Origin of the sequence: Brachybacterium paraconglomeratum (genome assembly GCF_003994255.1) — a bacterium.
GTDB lineage: Bacteria > Actinomycetota > Actinomycetes > Actinomycetales > Dermabacteraceae > Brachybacterium > Brachybacterium conglomeratum.
The window spans coordinates 162,467-182,998 of the sequence record NZ_ML133851.1; the positions used below are offsets into that span (position 1 = coordinate 162,467).

A 20,532-nucleotide genomic window follows, 5' to 3' on the forward strand; every position below is an offset into this window, starting at 1 on the left:
CTACGCCGGGCTGGTTCCAGCTCAGGTGGCGGGCGGGACCAGGCCGAGGCGGTGTGCGAGAACGACGGCTTGGACCCGGTCGCGCAGCTGGAGCTTGGTGAGGATGCGCTGCACGTGCACGCGCGCGGTGTTCTCCGAGATGACCAGCTCCGCAGCGATCTCCGCGTTGGACAGTCCCCGACCTGTGCACACGAGCACCTCCCGCTCACGCGCGGTGAGCTCTTCGAGCCGCTCGTCCGGGGCAGAACCTCCGGCCGCAGGACGCTGCGCTGCGAAGCGGTCGAGCAGACGCTTCGTCGTCGACGGCGCGACGACGGCATCGCCGGCGTGCACATGGCGGATGGCTGCGGCGAGCTCCTCGAGCGGGGCGTCCTTGAGCAGGAAGCCCGAGGCCCCGGCCTGGATCGCGTCGTAGGCGTGCTCGTCGAGATCGAAGGTCGTCAGCACCAGCACCCGCGGCCCGCCAGCCTCGCGGATCCGCCGTGTGGCTTCGACGCCGTCCATACGCGGCATCCGCACGTCCATGAGCACGACATCGACCTCAAGGTCGGCCAGCATCTCGAGCGCAGCCTGGCCGTCTTCGGCATCGGCGACGACCTCGAACTCCGGACGGGTGCTCAGCACCATGCGGAAACCGGTGCGGTACATCTCCTGGTCATCGACCAGCATCAGCCGGATCGGTGCGTCATCGCTCATCGCTCATCTCCGATCGGCAAGACGGCGTGGACCTTGAACCCGCCATCGGATCGGGGGCCTGCCTCCAGCGATCCGCCGTAGGCGCTGGCCCGCTCCCGCATGCCGACGAGGCCGTGTCCGGTCGTCCAGGGGACCTCAGCCGCGCTGCCGGTGGCCGCCGGAGAGCCGTCGTCGACGATGCGCAGCGAGAGCTCGGTCGCGGCATAGGAGAGGGTCACCGTAACCACGCTCAGCAACGGCCCGCCGTGCTTGCGCGCGTTCGTCAATGACTCCTGCACGATCCGATAGGCGGCCAGATCCAGACCCGCTGGCAGCGCGACCGGCTCCCCTTCAATGTGGAGGTCCACGCGCAGGCCCGTCTGCCGTGTCTCTTCCACTAGTCGGTCGAGACGGCCGAGGCCAGGCTGCGGAGACCGCGACGCGCTGCTGTCGTCGCGGAGCACATCGAGCATCCGACGCATCTCCCCCATCGCATCGCGCCCGGTGTCACGCACCCGCTCCATCGCGTGTCCGGCCTGCTCAGGACTCGAGGCCACCGTCTGCGCCGCACCATCAGCCATGACGACCATCGTGCCGAGGCTGTGCGAGACGATGTCGTGGATCTCGCGGGCGATGCGCGCCCGTTCCTCGGCCGCAGCGATCGCCTCTCGCGCATCGCGTTCGCGCGCGAGTTGATCGGCGCGCTCCTGCAGAGCCTCCGTATGCCCGCGGCGCGATTGCGCCAGCAGCCCGAGGGTCGCAAGGAAGAATCCTGCGAGGACCAGGACACCGACCTCGCCGATCCGCACATACTCCTTCGCCAACAGCGGCTGCGCCGCGACCACGACCCACAGACCCGCCAGCGCTGCAGCCAAGAGGGCGGTCCGCCACCCAAACCGGGCTCCGACGAAGTAGAGCAGCAGACCGAGAACTACCAGAGGCGCGGGCGAAAGCCCCACGCCGAGCACCACATATCCCCACGCTCCGGCGTAGACGAGAACCGGGACGACCCACGGACCCCTGCGGCGGAACACGTACGCCGTGCACAGCGCCGACGACAGCACCAGGGCGACGATGAGTAGAGGAACCGACAGGACGCCCAGCCCGACGTGCTGGACCACGAGGTTCATCGAGTCGTACAGGAACAGCGCCATCGCGACCGCGACGCTGATGACGGTCGCATGCCGCTCGGCCCACAGGCCGAAAGGCGTTCCCGCAAGGGCAGCACGTCGGCGGCTTGTCGACTGGACTGTCCTCGTCACGCTCATACCACCTGATTTTACGGTGGTGCCTGAGCTCGAAATCAGTCGGTGCCGCGGATCTGCTCGAACTCCGCCTCCGCGGTCTGCGCCTCCTCACGGAGCAGGTCAACGAGCTGCTGTGCCGTCCGAGCGGGGTCCTCGGCCAGCAACTCGGCCGCACGACCGGCGGCGTATTTCTTACCGGCGTGGTTGATGCCGGCATTGAGTTCGCGGTCGGTGAAGAGGTCCTGAACTGACATGGTGCCCATGGCTCAACCGTACGTCGGCACTCCTGGTGTCGACCATCGACCACCCGTCGCGACGCCACCTAGAATCGTGGCCATGGATCACGAACCGGCCTGGATGGACGCTCTGACACCATCCGACCGCGAGGCCTGCCTTCGCGATCTCGAAGCGGCCGCGGGCACCGACCGCTTCGACGAAGTGCAGCGTTCGTGGGTGGTGTCATAGCGTCGAAGCAACACTCCCGGTCGGCGGGGGTCTGATCGGTGGAGTGTGCGGATGGCGCGGGTGGGGTTGTCGTTCAGTGACAGGTCGGAGATCTCGACGGCCTCGAAAGCGGGCTGGTCGGTGCGGAGGATCGCCCGTCACCTGGGGCGTTGCCCGTCGGTCATCTCGCGGGAGCTTCACCGGAACTCGACGAAGACCCGCGGCTACCAGGCCGTGACCGCAGACGTCAGAGCGCAGCGTCGGCGGGCTCGCCCGCAGCAGCGGAAGGTCGCGGGGGATCCGGTGCTGCAGGCGAGGGTGGACGCCGACCTGGCCGCGTCGTGGACGCCGAACGAGATAGCGGGCCGGTTGCGTCTGGAGGCGACAGACCCGACCGTTGAACGCATGGCGAACTCTCCTGACGCACGCGGCCGAACCGTCTCCGGTGAGGCTATCTACCAGTACATCTACGCAATCCCGAAGGGTGAGCTCGCCCGCAAGGGCATCTTCCTGCAGTCCAAGCGGACCAAGCGCCGACCACGTACGACCGGGCGGACGCGCGGTGGCCCAATCGTAGGTATGGTCCCGATCGCGGAGCGAGGTGAGGACGCCGCCCAGCGTCGGGTGCCGGGGCACTGGGAGGGTGACCTGATCATCGGGAAGAACGGCACCTCGTGCGCGGCGACGCTGGTGGAGCGGATGAGCGGGTTCACCGGGCTGCTGGCCCTGCCCACGGAGACGTTGCCGAGGAAGCACGCGAACCCGATCAAGCGTCTGACCGCACTGGCACACGCTCTGGCCGCCGACGGCCTGGTACCGGACGCCGGCCAACTCGCTCATGAGCGTCTGCACGGCGTACTGAACGGTCTTGCCGCTCAGCACCCGAAGGAGCTTGCCAAGGCTCAGGAGGCGGTGCTCACGGTGGCCGGAGGAACTGTTCGCGGTCATCACGGTCTGCGTACTGATGACACCTGGTCCGAAGATGCCGACGATCGGGCGATCCAGGAGGCGTACCGGCACGGAGCCCGGAACATCACCCCGGACGTGGCACGCACCTACATTGACCACCTCGCCGAAGATGCCGACGACGAGGACGTACTGCGAGACGCCCACGTGCGCGTGGCTGCACTGGCGATGCTTCCGCAGACGCGCCCGAAGCTGGACGAGGCCGCAGACGCGCTGTCAGCCGAGTGGCTTAGCCTCGAGATTTCACGGGGGTGCGGTCTTGGAGGGTGGACCTGATAGCGAAAGGCGCTCCTGGCCAGGGATAATACGGGTTGTCGAGACTCGCATTCATCCACTGGAAGGAGCACCTTTCAGGTGTCCCACCCTACCTTGTTCTACTACCCTCGTCCGCGCGTCGACATCGCTGAGGTCCCGGCGGTCTCGCACGCCGGCGCGGTGCTGCTGACCGAAACGATCCACGCCACCGGCCTGGCCGCTTCACTGCGGGAAGCGTTGACGCCGTGGACGAAGCCGCTGGCCGAGCATCACGCCTCGAAGGTGCTGCTGGATCTCGCCATGACGCTCGCGGTGGGCGGGGAAGTCGCCCGCGACACTGACCTGCTGCGGTGCGAACCGGGCCTGTTCGGTGACGTCGCCTCGACGCCGACGATCTCCCGCATGCTCACCACACTCGCCGAGGACACACCTGCCGTGATCGAGGCGATCTCGACAGCCCGTCGGACCGCGCGTGAACGGGCCTGGGCCCTGGCCGGGAACGCATCCCCCGCCGAGGGCGTCAGTGCGAAGGACCCGCTGGTCATCGACCTCGACGCCACCCTGATCAATGTCCATAGCGAGAAAGAGCAGGCCGCCCCGACGTTCAAACGCGGCTTCGGCTACCACCCCTTGTGCGCGTTCCTCGACCACGGCCAGACCGGGACCGGTGAACCGCTGGCAATCCACCTCCGCCCCGGCAACGCCGGCTCCAACACGGCCGCTGATCACATCAGCGTGACGCGTGAGGCTCTTGCCCAGCTCCCACCGGGTCTGCTTTTCTCCGGTGGACGGGGCTCGAAGAAGATCCTTATCCGCACCGATGGGGCCGGCGGCACCAAGGACTTCATCCAGTGGCTGAACACACGGCGGCTGGCCTACTCGGTCGGGTTCTCCCTCCCCGCCAACACCCCTGACCTGCTGAAACGGATCGATGAGGCGAAGGCGTGGACTCCCGCCTATGACGGTGATGACGACGGGCTCCGCGACGGGGCGTTCGTGGCGGAGCTGACCGGGCTGCTGGACCTTTCCGGCTGGCCCGAGGGGATGCGGGTGATCGTGCGCAAGGAGCGTCCTCATCCTGGGGCGCAGCTGCGGATCACCGATCACGAGGGCATGCGCATCACCGCATTCGCGACCAACGCCCCACGCGGACAGCTGCCCGTCCTGGAGCTGCGGCACCGCCGCCGCGCCCGGTGCGAGGACCGGATTCGTAACGCAAAGGACATGGGCCTGCTGAAGTTTCCGCTGCAGTCCTTCGCGCAGAACCAGCTCTGGTGCCAAGTCGTCCACCTCGCCTCCGAGCTTGTTGCCTGGATGCAGACCATCGCCTTCACCAGTGACGACGCCAGGAAGTGGGAGCCCAAACGGCTTCGAGCGCGGTTGTTCGAGGTCCCTGCGACCCTGGTGCGCCGCTGCCGGCACAAGGTCCTCCACCTCGCCCAGCACGCTCCCGAAGCCGTGAGGGTCCTGAGCGGCGTCAACCGGCTCCGCACCGCCGTCGCGCAGACCTGAGTGGCGAGCCCACCCGTCCCTACGACCCCCAGCACCTTCTCGGGAGTGGAACCCGACCGCCCGCAACGGACACTGCGCCGATCTGTCACGCCCGCATGCCAGAATCAGCAGCTGAACGCCGGCAACGACGCCGAACGCCCCCGCTCACCAGCCCGACGAAACATCGAGGCTAACCCCGTATCGCCGGGCCACTCGCTCGTGATCCCCGTCCGCGAGATCACGACCTGGTTCGATGCCACGCTGGAAGAGTGGGAATCAGCTCTGCGCATCGTTGCCGCCGTAAAGGAACAACTCGACGAGGCCCTCGCGCCCGATGGCTATAACGTCGGCTTCAATGCGGGGCAAGCCGCAGGTCAGACGGTCTTTCACGCACACATTCATGTGATCCCGCGGTTCGCGGGTGACGTAGAGAACCCTGTTGGCGGAGTGCGACATGCGGTCGTCGGGCGCGGTCATTACGACGCTGGCTGACCGGTCGCGCGCTAGGCACGGGGCAGAACTGGCTGCCGCGGACGAGGGCGCTGTGTCCATCTCGAGGAATCTGACAACTTAACGAGAACCCGCGCACTTGCCGCGCTTGTTACGCCGCAGGTCAGATAGCTCTGCTCCTGACAGATCGCGCGAGAACCTACATCCCCTGTAGGTTCTCGCCCAACTTGGCCAGTTCTCACTCTCTTGGCCAGTGCATGCCAGATTTATCGCCGAGCTGTCAGACGGGCGCGATGGCCCTGTCGGTGGATGCGAGGAACCGTCGCCGCGGGCTCCCCCAAAGCCCAGCTCGCATGGTGGCTCGGACGAGGAAACGCATGGACTGGAAGAAGTCGACCTAGGCATACTCGAGTGCGTACTGCCCACTCGGCCCGTGAGCAGAGACAAAACATTGCCGTCGAGGGAGCCTGCATGCCTGACATCACCGCTGATCTGGTCGCCGAACTCGTCGCCCGCCACGTTCCTGCGCTTGCGGGGTTGCCAGTGACGCCGGTGGCACGCCAGGGCTGGGACAACCGCACCTTCCGGATCCAGGACACCCATTGCGCGCGCCTGCCGAGCGCCGATGGCTACTCTGCGGGGGTCGAGAAGGAGGACCACGTGCTTCCCCTCCTCGCGCCTCACCTGCCAGTAGCGATTCCCGAAGTGGTGGCTTCAGTTCCCCCGTCATCCGATTTCGGACGCCCGTGGACCGTGCGCCGATGGCTGAGCGGCCGCACCCCTGACGAGTGTCCAGATCTGGACCGCACCCAATTCGCCCACGACCTCGGAGTCGCCCTCCGTGCACTGCGCGAGGCTCCGACCGACGGCGGACCGTGGGCCGGGCGCCATACCTACTTTCGCGGCTGCCACCCCAGCGTCTACGCCGATGAGGTGCAGCGCACGCTGACCCGCGAGCTGCCGGTGGACGCCACGCAGTGCCGCGACCTGTGGCTGAACGGTCTCGACTCCGCCTGGGAGGGAGAGCCGGTCTGGTTTCACGGCGACATGGCCGTCGGCAACGTGCTGGTAGACCGCGGCAGACTCAGCGCCGTCATCGACTTCGGCCAGTGTGGCGTCGGCGATCCTGCCTGCGACCTGACCATCGCCTGGACCTACTTTCGAGGCACGGAGCGTCAGGTCTTCGCCGAGGCTGTCAATCTGGACGCGGACACTTGGCGTCGCGCCCGGGCGTGGGCGCTGTGGAAGTCACTGATCCAGCTGGAGAGTCCGGGCGATGCGCTGCACTCGATCCACAACGATGCGCTTCTCGAGATCCTCGCGGACCCAGTGGTCCGCTGACGAGGCTTGGCGAGTCCGCACCGCTGAGGAATCTGACAACTTAGCGAGAATCGGGGCACATGGTCTGTGCCTCACACCGCAGGTCACAGCGCCTCGCCTATGACAGATCGCGCGAGAACCTACAACATCTGCAGGTTCTCGACAAGGTGGCAGTGACCTCACCGATCTGTCACTGGCGTGCCTGGATCACGGATCGTGTCGTGAACCAGGGCATCGATGACGGTGCGGCCTTCGAGACGGGTCCGACGCCTCCAGGCCCGGCAGCTCCGCGCAGCCCTCGGCTCTCATCTCGTCGAGGAACGCCAGGATCGACGGTTGCGCGGGTCGAGCTCGCCGCGAAGAGAACTGAGGCCGGGCGGAGCGTCTCCTGGTCCTCGCACAGCTGCTCGTTCTCAGCCTTCGATCGCTTGATCTCGGGAGGCCCTGCGCTGGTGACACCCGGACTGGTCCCGTGGTCGACATCGTCCAGCGCCGGACAGCGCCGCACGGGCCCCCACGGGACGCCGTCCTGCCAAGCGGCCGCGACCACTGCACCTGGATCTGCACCACTGGATCAACGACGGACTGATGGTCGTGTTCTTCTTCGTCGTGGGCCTCGAGGTGCGCCAGGAGTTCGCACACGGGGCTCTGCGGGACAGCAGTCGCGCCCGCCTGGCGGCGATCGCGGGCGTCGCGGGTGTGGCGGTGCCTGCGCTGGTGTACGTCCTGGTCGTCGGCGCGTCCGGCGGCGAGGGGCTTCGCGGGTGGGGGGCGGTCGTCGGAACGGACACGGCGTTCATGCTCGGTGCTCTCGCGATCGTCGGCCCCCGGCTTTCCGGGCAGCTGCGCGTCTTCCTCCTGACCCTCACGGTGGTCGACGACTTCCTTGCGGTGTCGATCATCGGGGTGTTCTACAGCGACGAGATCCGACCCGTCCCGCTGCTGGTCGCCCTCGGCTGCCTCGTCGCCCTGTGGCTGGTGGGCCGTTCCCGGCAGTGGAGTGCCGCTCCGTACGTGGGGATCGTCATCGTGCTGTGGCTGGCGACTCTGTCCTCCGGCATCCACGCCTCGCTGACGGGCATGATCGCCGGCCTTCTGATCCCCGCCTACCCGACGCAACGGCACAAGGTGGTCGCCGCCCGGCAGCTGTTCCGCGACTTCTGGCAATCCCCGAGCGCTTCCTCGGCGCGTGCCGTCGGACGGGGGCTGTCCAAGGGCGTGTCGGTCAACGAGCGGTTGCACGAGTACCTCCGTCTCCCCACGGCGTTGCTGGTCGTGCCGATCTTCGCTCTGGCCAATGCCGGGGTCGACCTGGGCGGCGGAGTGGTCGCCGACTCGCTGGGCTCGCCTGTGACGTGGGGCCTCATCGCGGGGCTCGTGCTCGGCAAGCTCCTCGGAATCGGGATCGCGACGCTCCTCGCCGTTCGGATGGGCGCAGGCCGACTGCCGGAGGGGGTCGGAATGGGCAGCGTGTTCGGCGGGGCAGCACTTTCGGGCATCGGTTTCACCGTGTCGCTGCTGGTCATCAGCCTCGCTTTCGACTCCTCCTCGGATCTGGGGCGCCAGGCGACGCTGGGTGTGCTCGTGGCGATGGTGCTCGCCACTGTTCTGGGCTGGTCGATCTTCAAGGTCGCGGCCCGTCGGTGGGGAGAGGAGACGGCGGATCTCCCGATGACGCTCGACTCTCCGGTGGACCCCGAGGTGGACCACATCCGCGGACCGGAGGACGCCCGGCTCACCCTCGTGGAGTTCGTGGACTTCGAGTGCGAGTACTGCGCGCACGCCACTGGCTCATGGGAAGACCTGCACGGGCGCTTCGGTGACGATCTGCGCTACGTCGTGCGGCATCTGCCTCACCATCCTCACGGCCCCCTCGCCGCACGGGCCGCCGAGGCGGCCGCGAAGCAGGGGATGTTCTGGCCGTGGCTCGACTTCGTCTTCACTCGGCAGCACGCGCTGGAGAGGGAGGATCTCATCGGCTACGCGGCTGAGCTGGGCCTCGATGTCGAGGCGTTCATCGAGGATCTCGACAGCGACGAGGTTGCTGCGAGGGTGCAGCGGGACATCGCGAGCGCGGAGGCGAGCGGCGCCAAGATGACCCCGACGTTCTTCGTCGATGGTTGTCGGATGGTGGGCAGCTATGACGCGCGCCCACTGACCGAGATGCTGGAATCCAGCCGTCGCGGGGGCCGCACCCAGGCGGCGAAGGCCTGAGGCCGATCCGCGAACCCGGAACACGGTGGGACGCGGGCCGTGCCGGCGCGTATCAGTCACAGCTGTGCGTTCACCGGTTTCGCGTCGGGCTGGTCCTGGACGGCGTGGGGCGTCGCCTTCACCGACGGCCACCAGCTCTTCGAGGTCACGGCCATGAGGCTCGCAGCGCAGTGGGTGCGACACCGCTGCCGACGTCCGGACCGAGGCCCGCTATCGAGTCTGGGCGCTCGGAGAGTGCGCATCATGGGAGTGAGCGATGCTTGCGAGCTCGGCGCGCGTGCGGGCGCCGTATTTCCGCAGCAAGTTGGCCACGTGGTACTTCACGGTGTTGCCCGTGATCCCGAGCTGGTCGCCGATGCGCTGGTTCGAGATCCCGGTCGCGACCAGGCGCAGCACCTGCTTCTCGCGGTCGGTGAGTTCCTCGGCGCCCTCCACGGTGAGCGCTGCGCTGGGTGGGTCCAGCGGGATCTCGATCCGCAGCGTCGTCCCCCAGCCCGGGGTCGTCTCCACGTCCATGGTTCCGTCGAGCGCCGCCACTCGCTCCACGATCGGACGCAGTGTGTCGTCGTGCGCTGTCACCGCGATTCCCCCGTCGTCACGGACCTCCATCAGCAGGTTGCGGCCATCGCAGTCCCAGCCGATCCGGGCGCGTGCAGCGTCCGCGCGGTCCATGAGCGAGAGCACTGCTGTGCGGGAGATGGCGCGGGCTTCCCGAGCGACCGGGCCCGGCAGCGCCCGTCCTCGCGCAGGAGGCTCTGCGAACTGGACCTGCAGCGGCCCGGAGCGGGTCAGAGGACGCAGTTCGGTGCGCAGGCGCGAGAATGCCTCGGCTACCGGCTCGAGCACGCTCTCCTGCTGCTCATGGATCGAACGAGCACGGATGAGTGCGGAGGAGGCGATCTCCGTGGCCTCCCTGCGCGCGGCCGCATCCGCGAGTCGGCCGGAGCGGAGCACGGCAAGGATCGATTCGAGGGTGATCGCATGTTGATCAGCCTGCTCGGTCAGGGCACGGTCCCTCGACACGGAGCGGGCACGTTCCAGCGGGGTCGGGAGGTCGCTCACTCCGCTACTCTAGCCCGACCTGGGAGGCCCACCCGATCGAACGGGGCACCCCGCTCATCGGGCAGCAGTGGACCGCCGCGGACCGGCCCAAGATGGTCGGCATGGAAGAACCAGGCATCCAGGATTCGCTGACGCGGATCGTCAACGAGATCGAGGGGGCAGCTGCCCTTCCCGACGCGCCCGCGCTCGCGGCCGCCGTCGAACTGACAGCGGACGCCCGGCGGGTCTTCGTCCACGGCGCCGGACGCTCCGGGCTCGCGCTGCGGATGACGGCCATGCGCCTCATGCACCTCGGGCTGCAGGTCCACGTCGTCGGTGAGACGACGACCCCGGCGATCGGAGAGGGCGACCTGCTCCTGACCGCCAGCGGTTCCGGCACGACCTCGGGAGTGGTGAGCGCGGCTGAGACGGCGCGATCCGTCGGCGCCCGCGTCATCGGGATCACGACCGACCCCGAGTCACCGCTTGCTCAGCTGTCCCACGCCGTCCTGGTCATCCGTGCGGCGACGAAGACAGACCGATCCGAGCAGCAGTCGGCCCAGTACGCCGGCAGCCTCTTCGAGCAGCTCCTCGTCCTCGTCGGCGACGCTCTCTTCGACGTCCTGTGGCAGAAGAGCGGTCAGAGTGCGGATGCGCTCTGGCCCCGTCATGCCAACCTCGAATGACCTTTCTTCCCCGTTCCATCATCGACACCACCACGAGAAAGAGACACCCTGATATGCGACTGCAATTCGCCATGGACACCCTGACCACCGAGTCCGCCCTCGACCTCGCCGCGAAGGCCGCCCCCTACGTCGACATCCTCGAGCTCGGCACCCCTCTGATCAAGAGCGAGGGCCTCGCGGCGATCACGGCGGTCAAGGCCGCCCACCCCGACAAGACCGTCTTCGCCGATCTCAAGACCATGGATGCCGGCGAGCTGGAAGCTGACATCGCCTTCTCTGCCGGAGCGGATCTGGTCACCGTGCTCGGCGTCGCCGGTGACAGCACGATCGCCGGCGCGGTCGCCGCGGCGACCAAGCACGGCAAGGGCGTCGTCGTCGATCTGATCGGTGTGGCCGACAAGGCCGCACGGGCCCGAGAGGTCGTCGCCCTCGGCGCCGTGTTCGTGGAGATGCACGCCGGCCTCGACGAGCAGGCGGAGGACGGCTACAGCCTTGACGCCCTGCTCGCCGCCGGCGAGGCCGCCGAGGTCCCGTTCTCCGTCGCCGGCGGCGTCAGTGCGGACTCTGTCGAGGCCGCCCAGCGGGCGGGAGCAGACGTGGCCGTCGCGGGCAGCGCCATCTACAGCGCATCGGACGTCGCCGGCGCGGCCGCCGCCATCCGCTCCGCCATCAGGTGACCACCGCCCACCGCATCCCGTGGAGAGGGGGCAGGTGACGGCACGCCCGGACCCTGTCCCCTCCCACCGGGTGCGGTGGACTGATGCCGCAGTCGATCCCCGCGTGGCGCAGAGCGCCCCGTGATCCTCCTCCCCGCAGGGCGTGCCGGGGCGTGCCCGGCGTCGGCGTCGGTCGGAGCACTCATCCCTGCCGCTGGGCGCCGGCATGCCGGCCCCACCTGCCCCAGGCCCGCCCCGGGCATCGTCCAGGACGGGATCGGCGACGGATCCGTGCACAGAGCCGGCCCGCGACCGCCGCTGGAGCGACGATCGCGGGCCGGGTGCATGACGGCCCGGGATCAGGCGGGGATCATGCCGTGGGGATCGATGATGAACTTCTCCGAGACACCGGCATCGAACTTCGCGTAGGCGTCGGGGGCCTCGTCGAGGCTGATGACCTGGGTGTTGAGCATGTCGCTGAGGTAGGGCATGCGGTCCCACAGGATCGACATCATCAGCTCACGGTTGTAGTGCATGATCGGGGCCTGGCCGCCGGAGATCCGAGGCGACTTGATCCACGCCTTGCCGAAGTCGAGCGGGTAGGTGCCCTCCTGCTCGGCCTTGGAGGAGGCCAGCGGGTCGGGACCGTAGACGCCGACGATGCCGGTGGCGCCGCCTGCGCGGGTGGCGTCCATGACCTGGTTGATGGCGTGGGCCGGGCTCATGTCCTCGGCCTCGCGGCCGATCCCGTGGGCTTCATTGCCGACGTAGTCGACGGCGCAGTCCACCATGGGTTCGCCGAGGATGGCCTCGATCTGATCGGTCAGCGGCACGTCCTGGTTGAGGTCGATGGTCTCGCAGCCGTTGTTCTTCACCAGGTCCAGCCGGTCCTGATGGTAGTCACCGACGATGATGCAGGAAGCGCCCAGGAGCCGGGCTGCTGCGGCGCCGCAGCGACCGACGGGACCGGCGCCGGCGATGTAGACGGTCGAGCCGGGCTTGGCCCCGGCCTCCATGAGGCCGTGGAACGCGGTGGGCAGGATGTCCGAGAGCAGGGCGAGGTCACGGATCTTCTCCATGGCCTGGTCCTTGTCCGGGAAGCGGAGCAGCTGGAAGTCGGCGTAGGGGACGAACAGGTACTCCGCCTGCCCACCCTGGAAGTCGCCCAGGTTGAACCCGTAGGCGCCGCAGGCCGCGTCGGGGTTCACGGTCTCGCACGCCTCGGTGTGGCGGGCGCGGCAGTTGCGGCAGCGTCCGCAGGCGACGTTGAAGGGGACCGAGACCAGGTCGCCTTCGGAGAGGAACTCGACGTCGGGGCCGACCTCGAGGACTTCTCCGGTCATCTCGTGGCCCACGACCATGCCCTGGGGGACAGGGAAGGACCCGCGGTAGATGTGCAGGTCGGAACCGCAGATGTTGGTGGCGACGATCTTGAGGATGACTCCGTGCGGGGCGCTCTTACCGTTCGGCATCTCGAGCTTCGGGAAGTCGAGGGTCTCGACGCGCATGTCCTTGACGTTCTGGAACACGACGGCGCGGTTGCTGCTTGCCATGACGTTCTCCTCCAGTTGGGGATGGCCCGGTCGCGGAAGTGCCACGGTCATATGGATGCCCGTCGCCCGTGACCTCGGCTCTCTTCGAGCATAGGGCAGAAGGAACCTCGCCCTCCATCGAGGTGCCCGCCGCGGCTGCGGCGACAGGCGCCACGGGCGGGTGGACCGTGGAGGACTGGGGCATGCACCGACCGATCGGTGGAACGCGTTGCTAGTCTCGCCGGCATGGTCGAAGCACGCAGATCCGCATCGTCGGACTCTTCACCCGTTCAGCCCGACGTGCAGGTTCTCGGCGCGCGCGAGCACAACCTCCAGGACATCGACCTGACGGTGCCCCGCGACGCGCTGGTGGTGTTCACCGGGGTCTCGGGATCGGGGAAGTCCTCCCTGGCCTTCGGAACCCTGTTCGCGGAGTCCCAGCGCCGTTACCTCGAGTCCGTTGCTCCCTACGCTCGTCGCCTGATCGACCAGGCCGGTGTCCCGGACGTCGACTCCATCACGGGCATGCCGCCGGCCGTCGCTCTCCAGCAGCAGCGTGGCGGCCGCAGCGCGCGCTCGTCGGTGGGCAGCATCACCACGCTCTCCTCGCTGGTGCGCATGCTCTACTCCCGGGCCGGCCACTACCCCGATGATCAGCCGATGCTCTACGCCGAGGACTTCTCTGCCAACACCGTGCAGGGCGCATGTCCGGAGTGCCACGGCATCGGCCGGGTGTACGAGGTCACCGAGGACATGATGGTGCCGGACCCTTCATTGACGATCCGCGAGCGGGCCATCGCCTCGTGGCCGACGGCCTGGCACGGCCATCAGCTGCGCGATGTGCTCGTCGCCCTCGGCTACGACGTCGATGTGCCCTGGAAGGATCTGCCGAAGGAGGAGCGTGAATGGATCCTCTACACCGAGGAGACGCCGTACGTCCCGGTCCATTCGCGGCTGACTCTCGCCGAGGCTCGGGCCGCGACCGAGGCGGGCGTCGAACCGAGCTACTCGGGCACCTTCGTCGGCGCGCGTCGGTACGTGCTCGACACCTTCGCGAACACCAAGAGCGAGTCGATGAAGCGACGCGTGGCGGAGTTCCTCTCGGTCGCTCCCTGCCCTGCCTGCCAGGGGAAGCGGTTGACGCCGGAGGCCCTGTCCGTGACGTTCGAGGGTCTCGACGTCGCAGATCTCTCCGCGCTGCCGCTCGCGGAGCTCTCCACGCTGATCGAGCAGGCGGTCGAACGGGCCACCGGCGCTCTCGACGGGGCCGAGTCGGCGGGCCGCACAGGTGGCCAGGCTGTCCGACGCGACGCCGGGCAGCGGATCGACGCCGGAGGATCCGCACCCGCGGCCGTCGAGGACGCGCGCATGTCGCCTGATCGCTCGGTCGAGAAGCTGGCCGCGACAGCGCGATTGGGCGCGGAGCTCGTCAACAGACTGCGGCCGATCATCGATCTGGGTCTGGGGTACCTCTCCCTGGGCCGCACCACCCCCACCCTCTCCGGCGGGGAGCTGCAGCGGCTGCGGCTCGCCACCCAGCTGACCTCCGAACTGTTCGGCGTGGTCTATGTGCTCGATGAGCCTTCCGCGGGGCTCCATCCGCAGGACGTCAGCGCCCTGCTCGGCATCCTCGACGGGCTCAAGCACCGGGGCAACAGCCTGTTCGTGGTGGAGCATTCGGTGGACGTGATGCGGCACGCCGACTGGCTGGTCGACATCGGGCCCGGCGCGGGTGAGCGCGGCGGACGCGTCGTCTACAGCGGGCCCTTCGAAGGGCTCGCCGAGGTGGAGGAGTCCGTGACCCGCGGCTATGTCTTCGGGGGCAGCGGCCTGCCCCGGCGGACGCCCCGGGAGCCGCAGGGATGGCTGCAGCTCGAGAACGTCACGCGCAACAACCTGCGCGACGTGTCGATCTCCTTCCCGCTCGGGGTGTTCACCGCCGTCACCGGAGTCTCGGGATCAGGCAAGTCCAGCCTGGTCAGCCAGGCACTGCCCGCGCTGCTCGGCGAACGGCAGGGACGAGCCGACCAGGCGGAAGATGCCGCCGCCCCCGAAGGGGACGAGCTCCTGCTGTCGGACGAGCCCGACGAGCTCGAGGGTGAGATCCGCGGCGACGTCGACGGGGTGCGCCGCGTCGTGAGCATCGACCAGAAGCCCATCGGTCGCACCCCACGCTCGAACGTCGCCACCTATACGGGCCTGTTCGACCACGTGAGGAGAAGGTTCGCGGAGACGCCCGAGGCTCGCGCTCGCGGGTACAAGGCGGGCAGATTCTCCTTCAACGTCACCGGCGGTCGCTGCCCTACCTGCAAGGGCGAAGGATCCGTCATGGTGGAGCTGCTCTTCCTCCCCTCGGTCTATACCGAGTGCCCTGACTGCCACGGCACCCGCTACCAGTCCAGCACGTTGGAGATCGCCTGGCGCGGCCGCAACATCGCGGAGATCCTCGCCATGAGCGTCGAGGAGGCCCACGACTTCTTCCACGGCGAGTTCGACATCATGCGGTCGCTCGCGGCACTGATCGATGTGGGCCTCGGATATCTCCGTCTCGGACAGCCGGCCACCGAGTTGTCCGGAGGTGAGGCGCAGCGGGTGAAGCTCGCCTCCGAGCTCCAACGATCCCAGCGCGGGGACACCCTCTACGTCCTGGACGAGCCGACGTCCGGGCTGCACAGCGCCGATTCCGACCGGCTCGTGACGCATCTCCAGACCCTCGTGGACGCAGGCAACACCGTCGTCGCGGTCGAGCTCGACATGCGCATCGTCGCCGTGGCCGACCACGTCATCGACCTCGGGCCCGGCGCGGGAGACGATGGCGGCACGGTGGTCGCCTCGGGCACGCCCGCGCAGGTCGCCTCGTCCGGAGCCGGTGCGTCGGCACCGTACCTCGAGGCCGCGCTCCAGGAGGCCACCTCCCGGATGTGAGAGTCGGAAGGCTGCGAGCTCCCTCCGGCGGCCAGGACTGCCTGCGGGCCCGCGAGGCCTGGGTCGAGATGGAGAACGATGACGTCGAGCTCGTCGACAAGGGGTCGCCATAGCCGTCGACGACTCCACGGCCGATCCCGTGCGTCGTGCCCGACCGGAGATCCGGGGACGGGCCCGAATCGCCGGATGCGATCGGCGCGGTCCCCCGGCGGCATCGGAGTCGTCGACGTCTTCGTGCTCCGGCGTCCAGGCGTCCAGAACGAGATGGCCACGTGCGGCCCGTCCCTGACCAACGAGATCTAGACTGGAAACCGGGCCCGGCGCTCACATCCGACCAGGCCCCGGTGAAGAACGACAACCGTCGATGGCGGCAGGTCATCGTCGACCACAGGGCCGAAGCTTCTTCACCGTCTCCCAGGATCCGGCCCGAGAATCGGCAGCCAACACCTGCCGGCACTCCGATGAGCGCAACGGCGACTGCACGAGAGTCGTCCTGCACCCGAACCACGTTGCCCGGTACGGACAGCGTGCGGCTCGCCCGCACGGGCAGGCCGTCACCTCCCACAGAACGGAGCAGAACATGGCAGACGAATTACGAGGGAAACGGATCGCGATCCTGGCCGCGGACGGCGTCGAGCGCGTGGAGCTCGAGCAGCCGCGACAGGCTCTGCAGGACGCCGGGGCCACGACCGTGCTGCTCTCGCTGCACGAGGGCGAGATCAAGGCCCGCGAGAACGACCTGGACGAGGCCGGGACATTCCCGGTCGATGCCCTGGTGAAGTCCGCCTCGGCCGACGAGTACGACGCCCTGCTGCTTCCCGGCGGCACGGTCAACCCCGATCAGCTGCGCGTGGACACCGACGCAGTCGGATTCGTGCGCGACGTCATGGCCGCCGACAAGCCGGTCGCCGCGATCTGCCACGGACCGTGGACGCTGATCGAGGCCGGTGTCGCGAAGGGTCGGACGCTGACCTCGTACCCGAGCATCCGCACCGACCTGCGCAATGCCGGAGCGAACGTCGTCGACGAAGAGGTGGCGCGCGACGGGAACCTGATCACCAGCCGCTCGCCCGAGGATCTCCCGGCCTTCAACGCCGCGATGATCGAGCTGTTCAGCCAGGACAAGTGAGGAAAACATGATCAACGTTGCATTGTCGGTCGTCGTGCACGCCAAGCCCGGGAAGGAGCAGGACGTCGCGGACTTCCTCCGCAGCGCCCGACCCATCGTCGAGCAGGAGGAGGGTACGCAGGCCTGGTTCGCCCTGCAGTTCGACGAATCGACCTTCGGGATCTTCGACGTGTTCCCCGACGACGAGGCCCGCCAGACCCACCTCTCCGGTGGCGTCGGTCAGGCACTCGCTGCACAGGGAGCTGATCTGTTCAGCACCGAGCCGAGCATCCAGAACGTCGACGTGATCGCGTACAAGCTGCCCGGCGAGACCTCCTAGAGAAAAAGCGTCGATTGACCTCGGGGTGCGCCCCCGATCGGCTCCACAGCCGTGGCCACGGCTGTGGAGCCGATACCCGGGGCGTCCCGATCCAGGACCGTACGAGTTGCGCTGCCCGCTGGCGGCCGATGGTCCCCTCAGCGGGGCACCCAGACCGCCATGCCGCCCCGTTGACGCATCAGCCCCTCCTCGATGGTCGGCAGGACAGTGCTGCCTCCGTGGCCCTGCGCGCCCTCGGTGGGCCGTCGCCGAGGCCAACGACGGTCCCGGCGCGGACCTGCGGGCGCTCGAGGCGTCCCCGGGTGAGCTCGGGGTCGACGCACTCCCGTTCCCGTCGGATCCCTTAGCCTCGCTGCATGTCTCCGACCACCGACCCGTCGGCCCCCGCGCCCCGCCCTGAGGACCACTCCGACGAGCCGCCCTCCTCGAGCCGCTTCCAGCGCCTGGACGGGCAGGCGGTGCGCCGCTCGGCCGCGGCGCTCGAACACCGGATCATGACCCGCTTCCCCGATCGCACTCTGTGGGAGGTGTGCCGGGAGGTGGTGGGGCTCGTGGACGAGATCAACGCCGGCACCGGCATCAGCCGCCGACGGGTGCGGCTCGCCCGACTGCTCTCACGGCTCGCGATGCTCGCGGTCACGCTGTTCCTCGGCGGGGCTGTCGCGCTCGCGGCGGTGGACCTGTTCGCGGAGCGTGACGTGCTGGGCCCGCTGGACGTGCTCCCGCTGCTCGAGACGATCATCAACGACCTCGTCTTCGGCGGGATCGCGGTGTTCTTCCTGCTGCGGATCCCCGAGCGGATGGAGCGGGCGCGCGTGCTGCGGATCCTGCACCGTCTGCGCTCCCTGGCCCACGTGATCGACATGCACCAGCTGACCAAGGTGCCCGAGCGGCTCGATCGCGGCTCCCGTGCGGACGGCGGGCTGGACCTGGACCGCGCGGAGCTGACCCGCTATCTCGACTTCTGCACGGAGATGCTCTCGCTGGTGGGCAAGAGCGCGGCGCTCTTCGCGGAGCACACCACGGACGGGGACGTGCTGGATGCGGTCGAGGGCATCGAGGCGCTCACCTCGGACATGGCCCGCAAGGTGTGGCAGAAGATCGGCATCATCCAGCAGCAGGGATGAGAGGAGTGGCGATGGACGGGACCGCGCTGCAGCAGGTGGCTCGAGCACAGGCCGAGGAGCTTCCGGCCGCGAAGATGACGCTTCCGTTCGGCCCGGACTATGACGTCGCGAAGGTGCTCGGGAAGATGTTCTTGCTGCTCACCGAGGTGAAGGGGACGCCCGTCGCGGTGGTGAAGGCCGAGCCGCGCGACGCCGAGGCGCTGCGCGGGGCGCACCCGGAGATCACGCCCGGCTATCACATGAACAAGCGGCACTGGATCACGCTGAGCCCCGGCGGGCTCGAGGCCGAATTCGTGCGCGAGCTCGTCACGGACTCCTACCTGCTGGTCGTCGAGACGCTGCCGCGGGCGCGGCGGCCCGTGGATCCACAGACCTTCCTTGCCGCCGAGGGCGGCACCGGCACCTCCTCGACCGACGGGCCGGCGACATGATCGGCCGCGCGCTCCGCGGCACGGGCTGGGTGCTGCTGGTCCTGGGCGTGCTCGGCACCGCGGCGCTGCTCGTGCTGCGGCAGGTCACCGTGATCCACACCTGGCACGAGTACCTCACCGCCGCCGCGTCGTTCATCCCATTGCTCTGGCTGCCGCTGCTGGTCGCGGCGCTAGGACTCGTGCTGCTCCTGCGCGCCCGGTGGCGACTGCTCGCCGCGGCGCTCACCCTCGTGCTCGCAGCGGTGACGGCCTGGCCGATGCTCCCCGCCCCGGAGCGGTCGGACACCCCGCAGGTCGCCCCCGAGGGCACGCTCACCGTGCTCTCGTCGAACATCGAGTACGGCGGCGCCGACATCGACGAGATCACCCGTCTCGCCGAGCAGGGGGTGGACGCGATCGCGCTGCAGGAGGTGACGCCGGAGTTCGAGGAGGCTCTCGAGACGTCGGGCCTGCTGGAGGCCTTCCCGCATCATGTCGGCACCGCCCGCGACGATGCGGGCGGGACGATGCTGCTCTCCCGCACCCCTGTCGAGCTGGTCGACTCCACGGAGGGCACCGTCTTCGACAACCTCCTCGCCACCACGACGGTCGACGGCACGCTCTGGCACCTCGGCGTGATCCACACGGCGCCGCCGCAGATGGGCGCGGAGTCATGGACCGCCGATGCCGCTGCGGTCGGCGAGATGGTCGCGCCGTACGCCGAGGAGAACCTGCTGCTGGTCGGGGACTTCAACGCGATCGCGCAGCATCGCACGATGCGCGAGCTTACGGCCGACGGCTCCCTGCGCTCCCTCGCCGCCCCCGGGCGGGGCCGCGGAGAGGGGCTGTGGGAGCCGACCTGGCCCGTCGGCCGCAGCGTGCCGCCCTTCGCCCGGATCGACCATGCGCTCGTCGGCGCCGGTGTCGAGGGCCCCGTGCCGAGCTATCTGACGATCCCGGGCACCGACCACAAGGCGCTGCGGGTGCAGGTCTCCCCCGCCGTCACGGACGGGGACTGAGCCCTCGCCCGGTCGCCGCGGCGGAGGTCAGCCGCCTGCCAGCAGCCGCTCGGGGACCAGCTCGGCACCCTCGACGTCGGCGAGGAGCGCGGGCGCGATCCGCTCCCCACGGCGGACGATCGTCAGGCCGCCGCGCTCCTCGAGGATGACGAGCTCCACCTCGGCGGGGTCGAGCACTCCCCCGATGCGCAGCCGGTCGTGCAGCCCGGCCTCCGTCAGCCGGCGTCGGCGCAGCGACTCGGCGCGACTGCGGCCCTCGAGCATCACGACGCTCGGGCGGCGGCGCATGGCCGCCGGCAGGACCGGTGCGAGGCGGCGGAACGTCCCCATCAGCGCCTCCATCACCATGAGCGTGTTCAGCACGAGCAGGGCGCCGATCATCGTCGGCGACTCCCCGAGCATCGAGCGGGCGCTGACCCCGCCGACCACGGCGAGCACCACGAAGCTCGCGGTGCTCATCGTCGCCATCAGCCGGGTGCCGGAGAGGTGCACCAGCAGCGAGAAGAACAGGTACAGCACGATCGTGGAGAGCACCACGCCCGCTGCGCCGGTCCAGCTGATACCGAGATAGTCGTGCCAGAGCAGGTCCAGTTCGATCATGCCCACCATCATGGCAAGCGCCTGCC

At 68.8% G+C, this 20,532-nt stretch carries 19 protein-coding genes and 2 pseudogenes; 14 read left to right on the top strand and 7 right to left on the bottom strand.

The genetic code is table 11. The annotated features are described in order from the left end of the window. Positions 1 to 21: 21 nt before the first annotated feature. The 3 genes from DS079_RS00740 to DS079_RS00750 are packed head-to-tail and all read right to left on the bottom strand — an operon-like array spanning position 22 to position 2,185. The gene (locus tag DS079_RS00740; RefSeq protein WP_206516119.1) at positions 22 to 696 is read right to left on the bottom strand and encodes a response regulator; all 675 of its coding nucleotides are present in this window, start codon (positions 694 to 696) and stop codon (positions 22 to 24) included. After that, positions 693 to 1,943, bottom strand: a complete 1,251-nt coding sequence (locus DS079_RS00745) for a sensor histidine kinase (protein ID WP_126984415.1) — start codon at positions 1,941 to 1,943, stop codon at positions 693 to 695. The genes DS079_RS00740 and DS079_RS00745 overlap by 4 nt, the downstream gene beginning before the upstream one ends. Positions 1,944 to 1,978: 35 nt before the next feature. Beyond that, positions 1,979 to 2,185 carry a hypothetical protein gene (locus tag DS079_RS00750; RefSeq protein WP_126984416.1) on the bottom strand — a complete coding sequence of 69 codons (207 nt, stop codon included), beginning with the start codon at positions 2,183 to 2,185 and terminating at the stop codon, positions 1,979 to 1,981. Between the two features lie 73 nt (positions 2,186 to 2,258). On the opposite strand from DS079_RS00750, the gene DS079_RS17555 reads away from it, so the two are divergent. The 6 genes and pseudogenes from DS079_RS17555 to DS079_RS00775 all read left to right on the top strand — a co-directional run bounded on the left by DS079_RS17555 (position 2,259) and on the right by DS079_RS00775 (position 9,062). Beyond that, positions 2,259 to 2,387, top strand: coding sequence for a hypothetical protein (locus tag DS079_RS17555; RefSeq protein ID WP_259813857.1), 129 nt, complete (start codon positions 2,259 to 2,261; stop codon positions 2,385 to 2,387). Between the two features lie 51 nt (positions 2,388 to 2,438). Continuing rightward, a pseudogene (locus tag DS079_RS17710) lies at positions 2,439 to 3,102 on the top strand (IS30 family transposase); the annotation flags it as partial. Positions 3,103 to 3,686: 584 nt separating this feature from the next. Next, on the top strand, positions 3,687 to 5,099 hold the full coding sequence (locus DS079_RS00760; protein WP_126984417.1) for an IS1380 family transposase: 1,413 nt from the start codon (positions 3,687 to 3,689) through the stop codon (positions 5,097 to 5,099). A gap of 45 nt (positions 5,100 to 5,144) precedes the next feature. After that, entirely contained in the window at positions 5,145 to 5,570 is a 426-nt protein-coding gene (locus tag DS079_RS00765; protein WP_241237506.1) for an HIT family protein, read from the top strand. A gap of 429 nt (positions 5,571 to 5,999) precedes the next feature. After that, positions 6,000 to 6,869, top strand: coding sequence for an aminoglycoside phosphotransferase family protein (locus DS079_RS00770; RefSeq protein WP_164736054.1), 870 nt, complete (start codon positions 6,000 to 6,002; stop codon positions 6,867 to 6,869). 540 nt (positions 6,870 to 7,409) lie between these two features. Then, complete coding sequence (locus DS079_RS00775) at positions 7,410 to 9,062, top strand: Na+/H+ antiporter NhaA (RefSeq protein WP_271190675.1); 1,653 nt, start codon at positions 7,410 to 7,412, stop codon at positions 9,060 to 9,062. Between the two features lie 62 nt (positions 9,063 to 9,124). Here the strand turns inward: DS079_RS00775 and DS079_RS17785 are convergent. After that, positions 9,125 to 9,250, bottom strand: a pseudogene (locus tag DS079_RS17785) (IS256 family transposase); the annotation flags it as partial. Positions 9,251 to 9,272: 22 nt separating this feature from the next. Further along, a complete protein-coding gene (locus DS079_RS00785; RefSeq protein WP_126984419.1) occupies positions 9,273 to 10,124 on the bottom strand; it encodes a helix-turn-helix transcriptional regulator in 852 nt (283 codons plus the stop codon). 92 nt (positions 10,125 to 10,216) lie between these two features. On the opposite strand from DS079_RS00785, the gene hxlB reads away from it, so the two are divergent. Further along, complete coding sequence (gene hxlB, locus DS079_RS00790) at positions 10,217 to 10,789, top strand: 6-phospho-3-hexuloisomerase (RefSeq protein ID WP_126984420.1); 573 nt, start codon at positions 10,217 to 10,219, stop codon at positions 10,787 to 10,789. Between the two features lie 53 nt (positions 10,790 to 10,842). Then, positions 10,843 to 11,466 carry a 3-hexulose-6-phosphate synthase gene (gene hxlA, locus DS079_RS00795; protein WP_126984421.1) on the top strand — a complete coding sequence of 208 codons (624 nt, stop codon included), beginning with the start codon at positions 10,843 to 10,845 and terminating at the stop codon, positions 11,464 to 11,466. A 338-nt stretch (positions 11,467 to 11,804) separates the two neighbouring features. On the opposite strand, the gene DS079_RS00800 is transcribed toward hxlA, so the two are convergent. After that, on the bottom strand, positions 11,805 to 12,998 hold the full coding sequence (locus tag DS079_RS00800) for an alcohol dehydrogenase catalytic domain-containing protein (RefSeq protein ID WP_126984422.1): 1,194 nt from the start codon (positions 12,996 to 12,998) through the stop codon (positions 11,805 to 11,807). 225 nt (positions 12,999 to 13,223) lie between these two features. On the opposite strand from DS079_RS00800, the gene DS079_RS00805 reads away from it, so the two are divergent. From DS079_RS00805 to DS079_RS00830, 6 genes are all read left to right on the top strand, one after another. Continuing rightward, positions 13,224 to 15,902 (top strand): excinuclease ABC subunit UvrA, encoded by a 2,679-nt coding sequence (locus tag DS079_RS00805; protein ID WP_126984423.1) that lies wholly within the window; start codon positions 13,224 to 13,226, stop codon positions 15,900 to 15,902. 580 nt (positions 15,903 to 16,482) lie between these two features. Then, positions 16,483 to 17,031 carry a type 1 glutamine amidotransferase domain-containing protein gene (locus tag DS079_RS00810; RefSeq protein ID WP_010550963.1) on the top strand — a complete coding sequence of 183 codons (549 nt, stop codon included), beginning with the start codon at positions 16,483 to 16,485 and terminating at the stop codon, positions 17,029 to 17,031. Between the two features lie 7 nt (positions 17,032 to 17,038). Next, the gene (locus DS079_RS00815; protein ID WP_126984424.1) at positions 17,039 to 17,350 is read left to right on the top strand and encodes a putative quinol monooxygenase; all 312 of its coding nucleotides are present in this window, start codon (positions 17,039 to 17,041) and stop codon (positions 17,348 to 17,350) included. Between the two features lie 356 nt (positions 17,351 to 17,706). Beyond that, the gene (locus DS079_RS00820; RefSeq protein ID WP_126984425.1) at positions 17,707 to 18,477 is read left to right on the top strand and encodes a hypothetical protein; all 771 of its coding nucleotides are present in this window, start codon (positions 17,707 to 17,709) and stop codon (positions 18,475 to 18,477) included. 11 nt (positions 18,478 to 18,488) lie between these two features. Then, positions 18,489 to 18,908, top strand: a complete 420-nt coding sequence (locus tag DS079_RS00825) for an MmcQ/YjbR family DNA-binding protein (protein ID WP_164736055.1) — start codon at positions 18,489 to 18,491, stop codon at positions 18,906 to 18,908. Then, complete coding sequence (locus DS079_RS00830) at positions 18,905 to 19,906, top strand: endonuclease/exonuclease/phosphatase family protein (protein WP_126984427.1); 1,002 nt, start codon at positions 18,905 to 18,907, stop codon at positions 19,904 to 19,906. The genes DS079_RS00825 and DS079_RS00830 overlap by 4 nt, the downstream gene beginning before the upstream one ends. Before the next feature lie 27 nt (positions 19,907 to 19,933). Here the strand turns inward: DS079_RS00830 and DS079_RS00835 are convergent, their stop codons facing one another. After that, a complete protein-coding gene (locus tag DS079_RS00835; RefSeq protein ID WP_157998661.1) occupies positions 19,934 to 20,506 on the bottom strand; it encodes a DUF421 domain-containing protein in 573 nt (190 codons plus the stop codon). Positions 20,507 to 20,532: the final 26 nt, after the last annotated feature.

Excerpts from the sequence above, each read along its gene's own strand:
- DS079_RS00740 (WP_206516119.1), bottom strand. The coding sequence starts at position 696 with ATGAGCGATGACGCACCGATCCGGCTGATGCTGGTCGATGACCAGGAG.
- DS079_RS00745 (WP_126984415.1), bottom strand. The coding sequence starts at position 1,943 with ATGAGCGTGACGAGGACAGTCCAGTCGACAAGCCGCCGACGTGCTGCC.
- DS079_RS00750 (WP_126984416.1), bottom strand. The coding sequence starts at position 2,185 with ATGGGCACCATGTCAGTTCAGGACCTCTTCACCGACCGCGAACTCAAT.
- DS079_RS17555 (WP_259813857.1), top strand. The coding sequence starts at position 2,259 with ATGGATCACGAACCGGCCTGGATGGACGCTCTGACACCATCCGACCGC.
- DS079_RS00770 (WP_164736054.1), top strand. The coding sequence starts at position 6,000 with ATGCCTGACATCACCGCTGATCTGGTCGCCGAACTCGTCGCCCGCCAC.
- hxlB (WP_126984420.1), top strand. The coding sequence starts at position 10,217 with ATGGTCGGCATGGAAGAACCAGGCATCCAGGATTCGCTGACGCGGATC.
- hxlA (WP_126984421.1), top strand. The coding sequence starts at position 10,843 with ATGCGACTGCAATTCGCCATGGACACCCTGACCACCGAGTCCGCCCTC.
- DS079_RS00800 (WP_126984422.1), bottom strand. The coding sequence starts at position 12,998 with ATGGCAAGCAGCAACCGCGCCGTCGTGTTCCAGAACGTCAAGGACATG.
- DS079_RS00805 (WP_126984423.1), top strand. The coding sequence starts at position 13,224 with ATGGTCGAAGCACGCAGATCCGCATCGTCGGACTCTTCACCCGTTCAG.
- DS079_RS00810 (WP_010550963.1), top strand. The coding sequence starts at position 16,483 with ATGGCAGACGAATTACGAGGGAAACGGATCGCGATCCTGGCCGCGGAC.
- DS079_RS00815 (WP_126984424.1), top strand. The coding sequence starts at position 17,039 with ATGATCAACGTTGCATTGTCGGTCGTCGTGCACGCCAAGCCCGGGAAG.
- DS079_RS00820 (WP_126984425.1), top strand. The coding sequence starts at position 17,707 with ATGTCTCCGACCACCGACCCGTCGGCCCCCGCGCCCCGCCCTGAGGAC.
- DS079_RS00825 (WP_164736055.1), top strand. The coding sequence starts at position 18,489 with ATGGACGGGACCGCGCTGCAGCAGGTGGCTCGAGCACAGGCCGAGGAG.
- DS079_RS00830 (WP_126984427.1), top strand. The coding sequence starts at position 18,905 with ATGATCGGCCGCGCGCTCCGCGGCACGGGCTGGGTGCTGCTGGTCCTG.
- DS079_RS00835 (WP_157998661.1), bottom strand. The coding sequence starts at position 20,506 with ATGATCGAACTGGACCTGCTCTGGCACGACTATCTCGGTATCAGCTGG.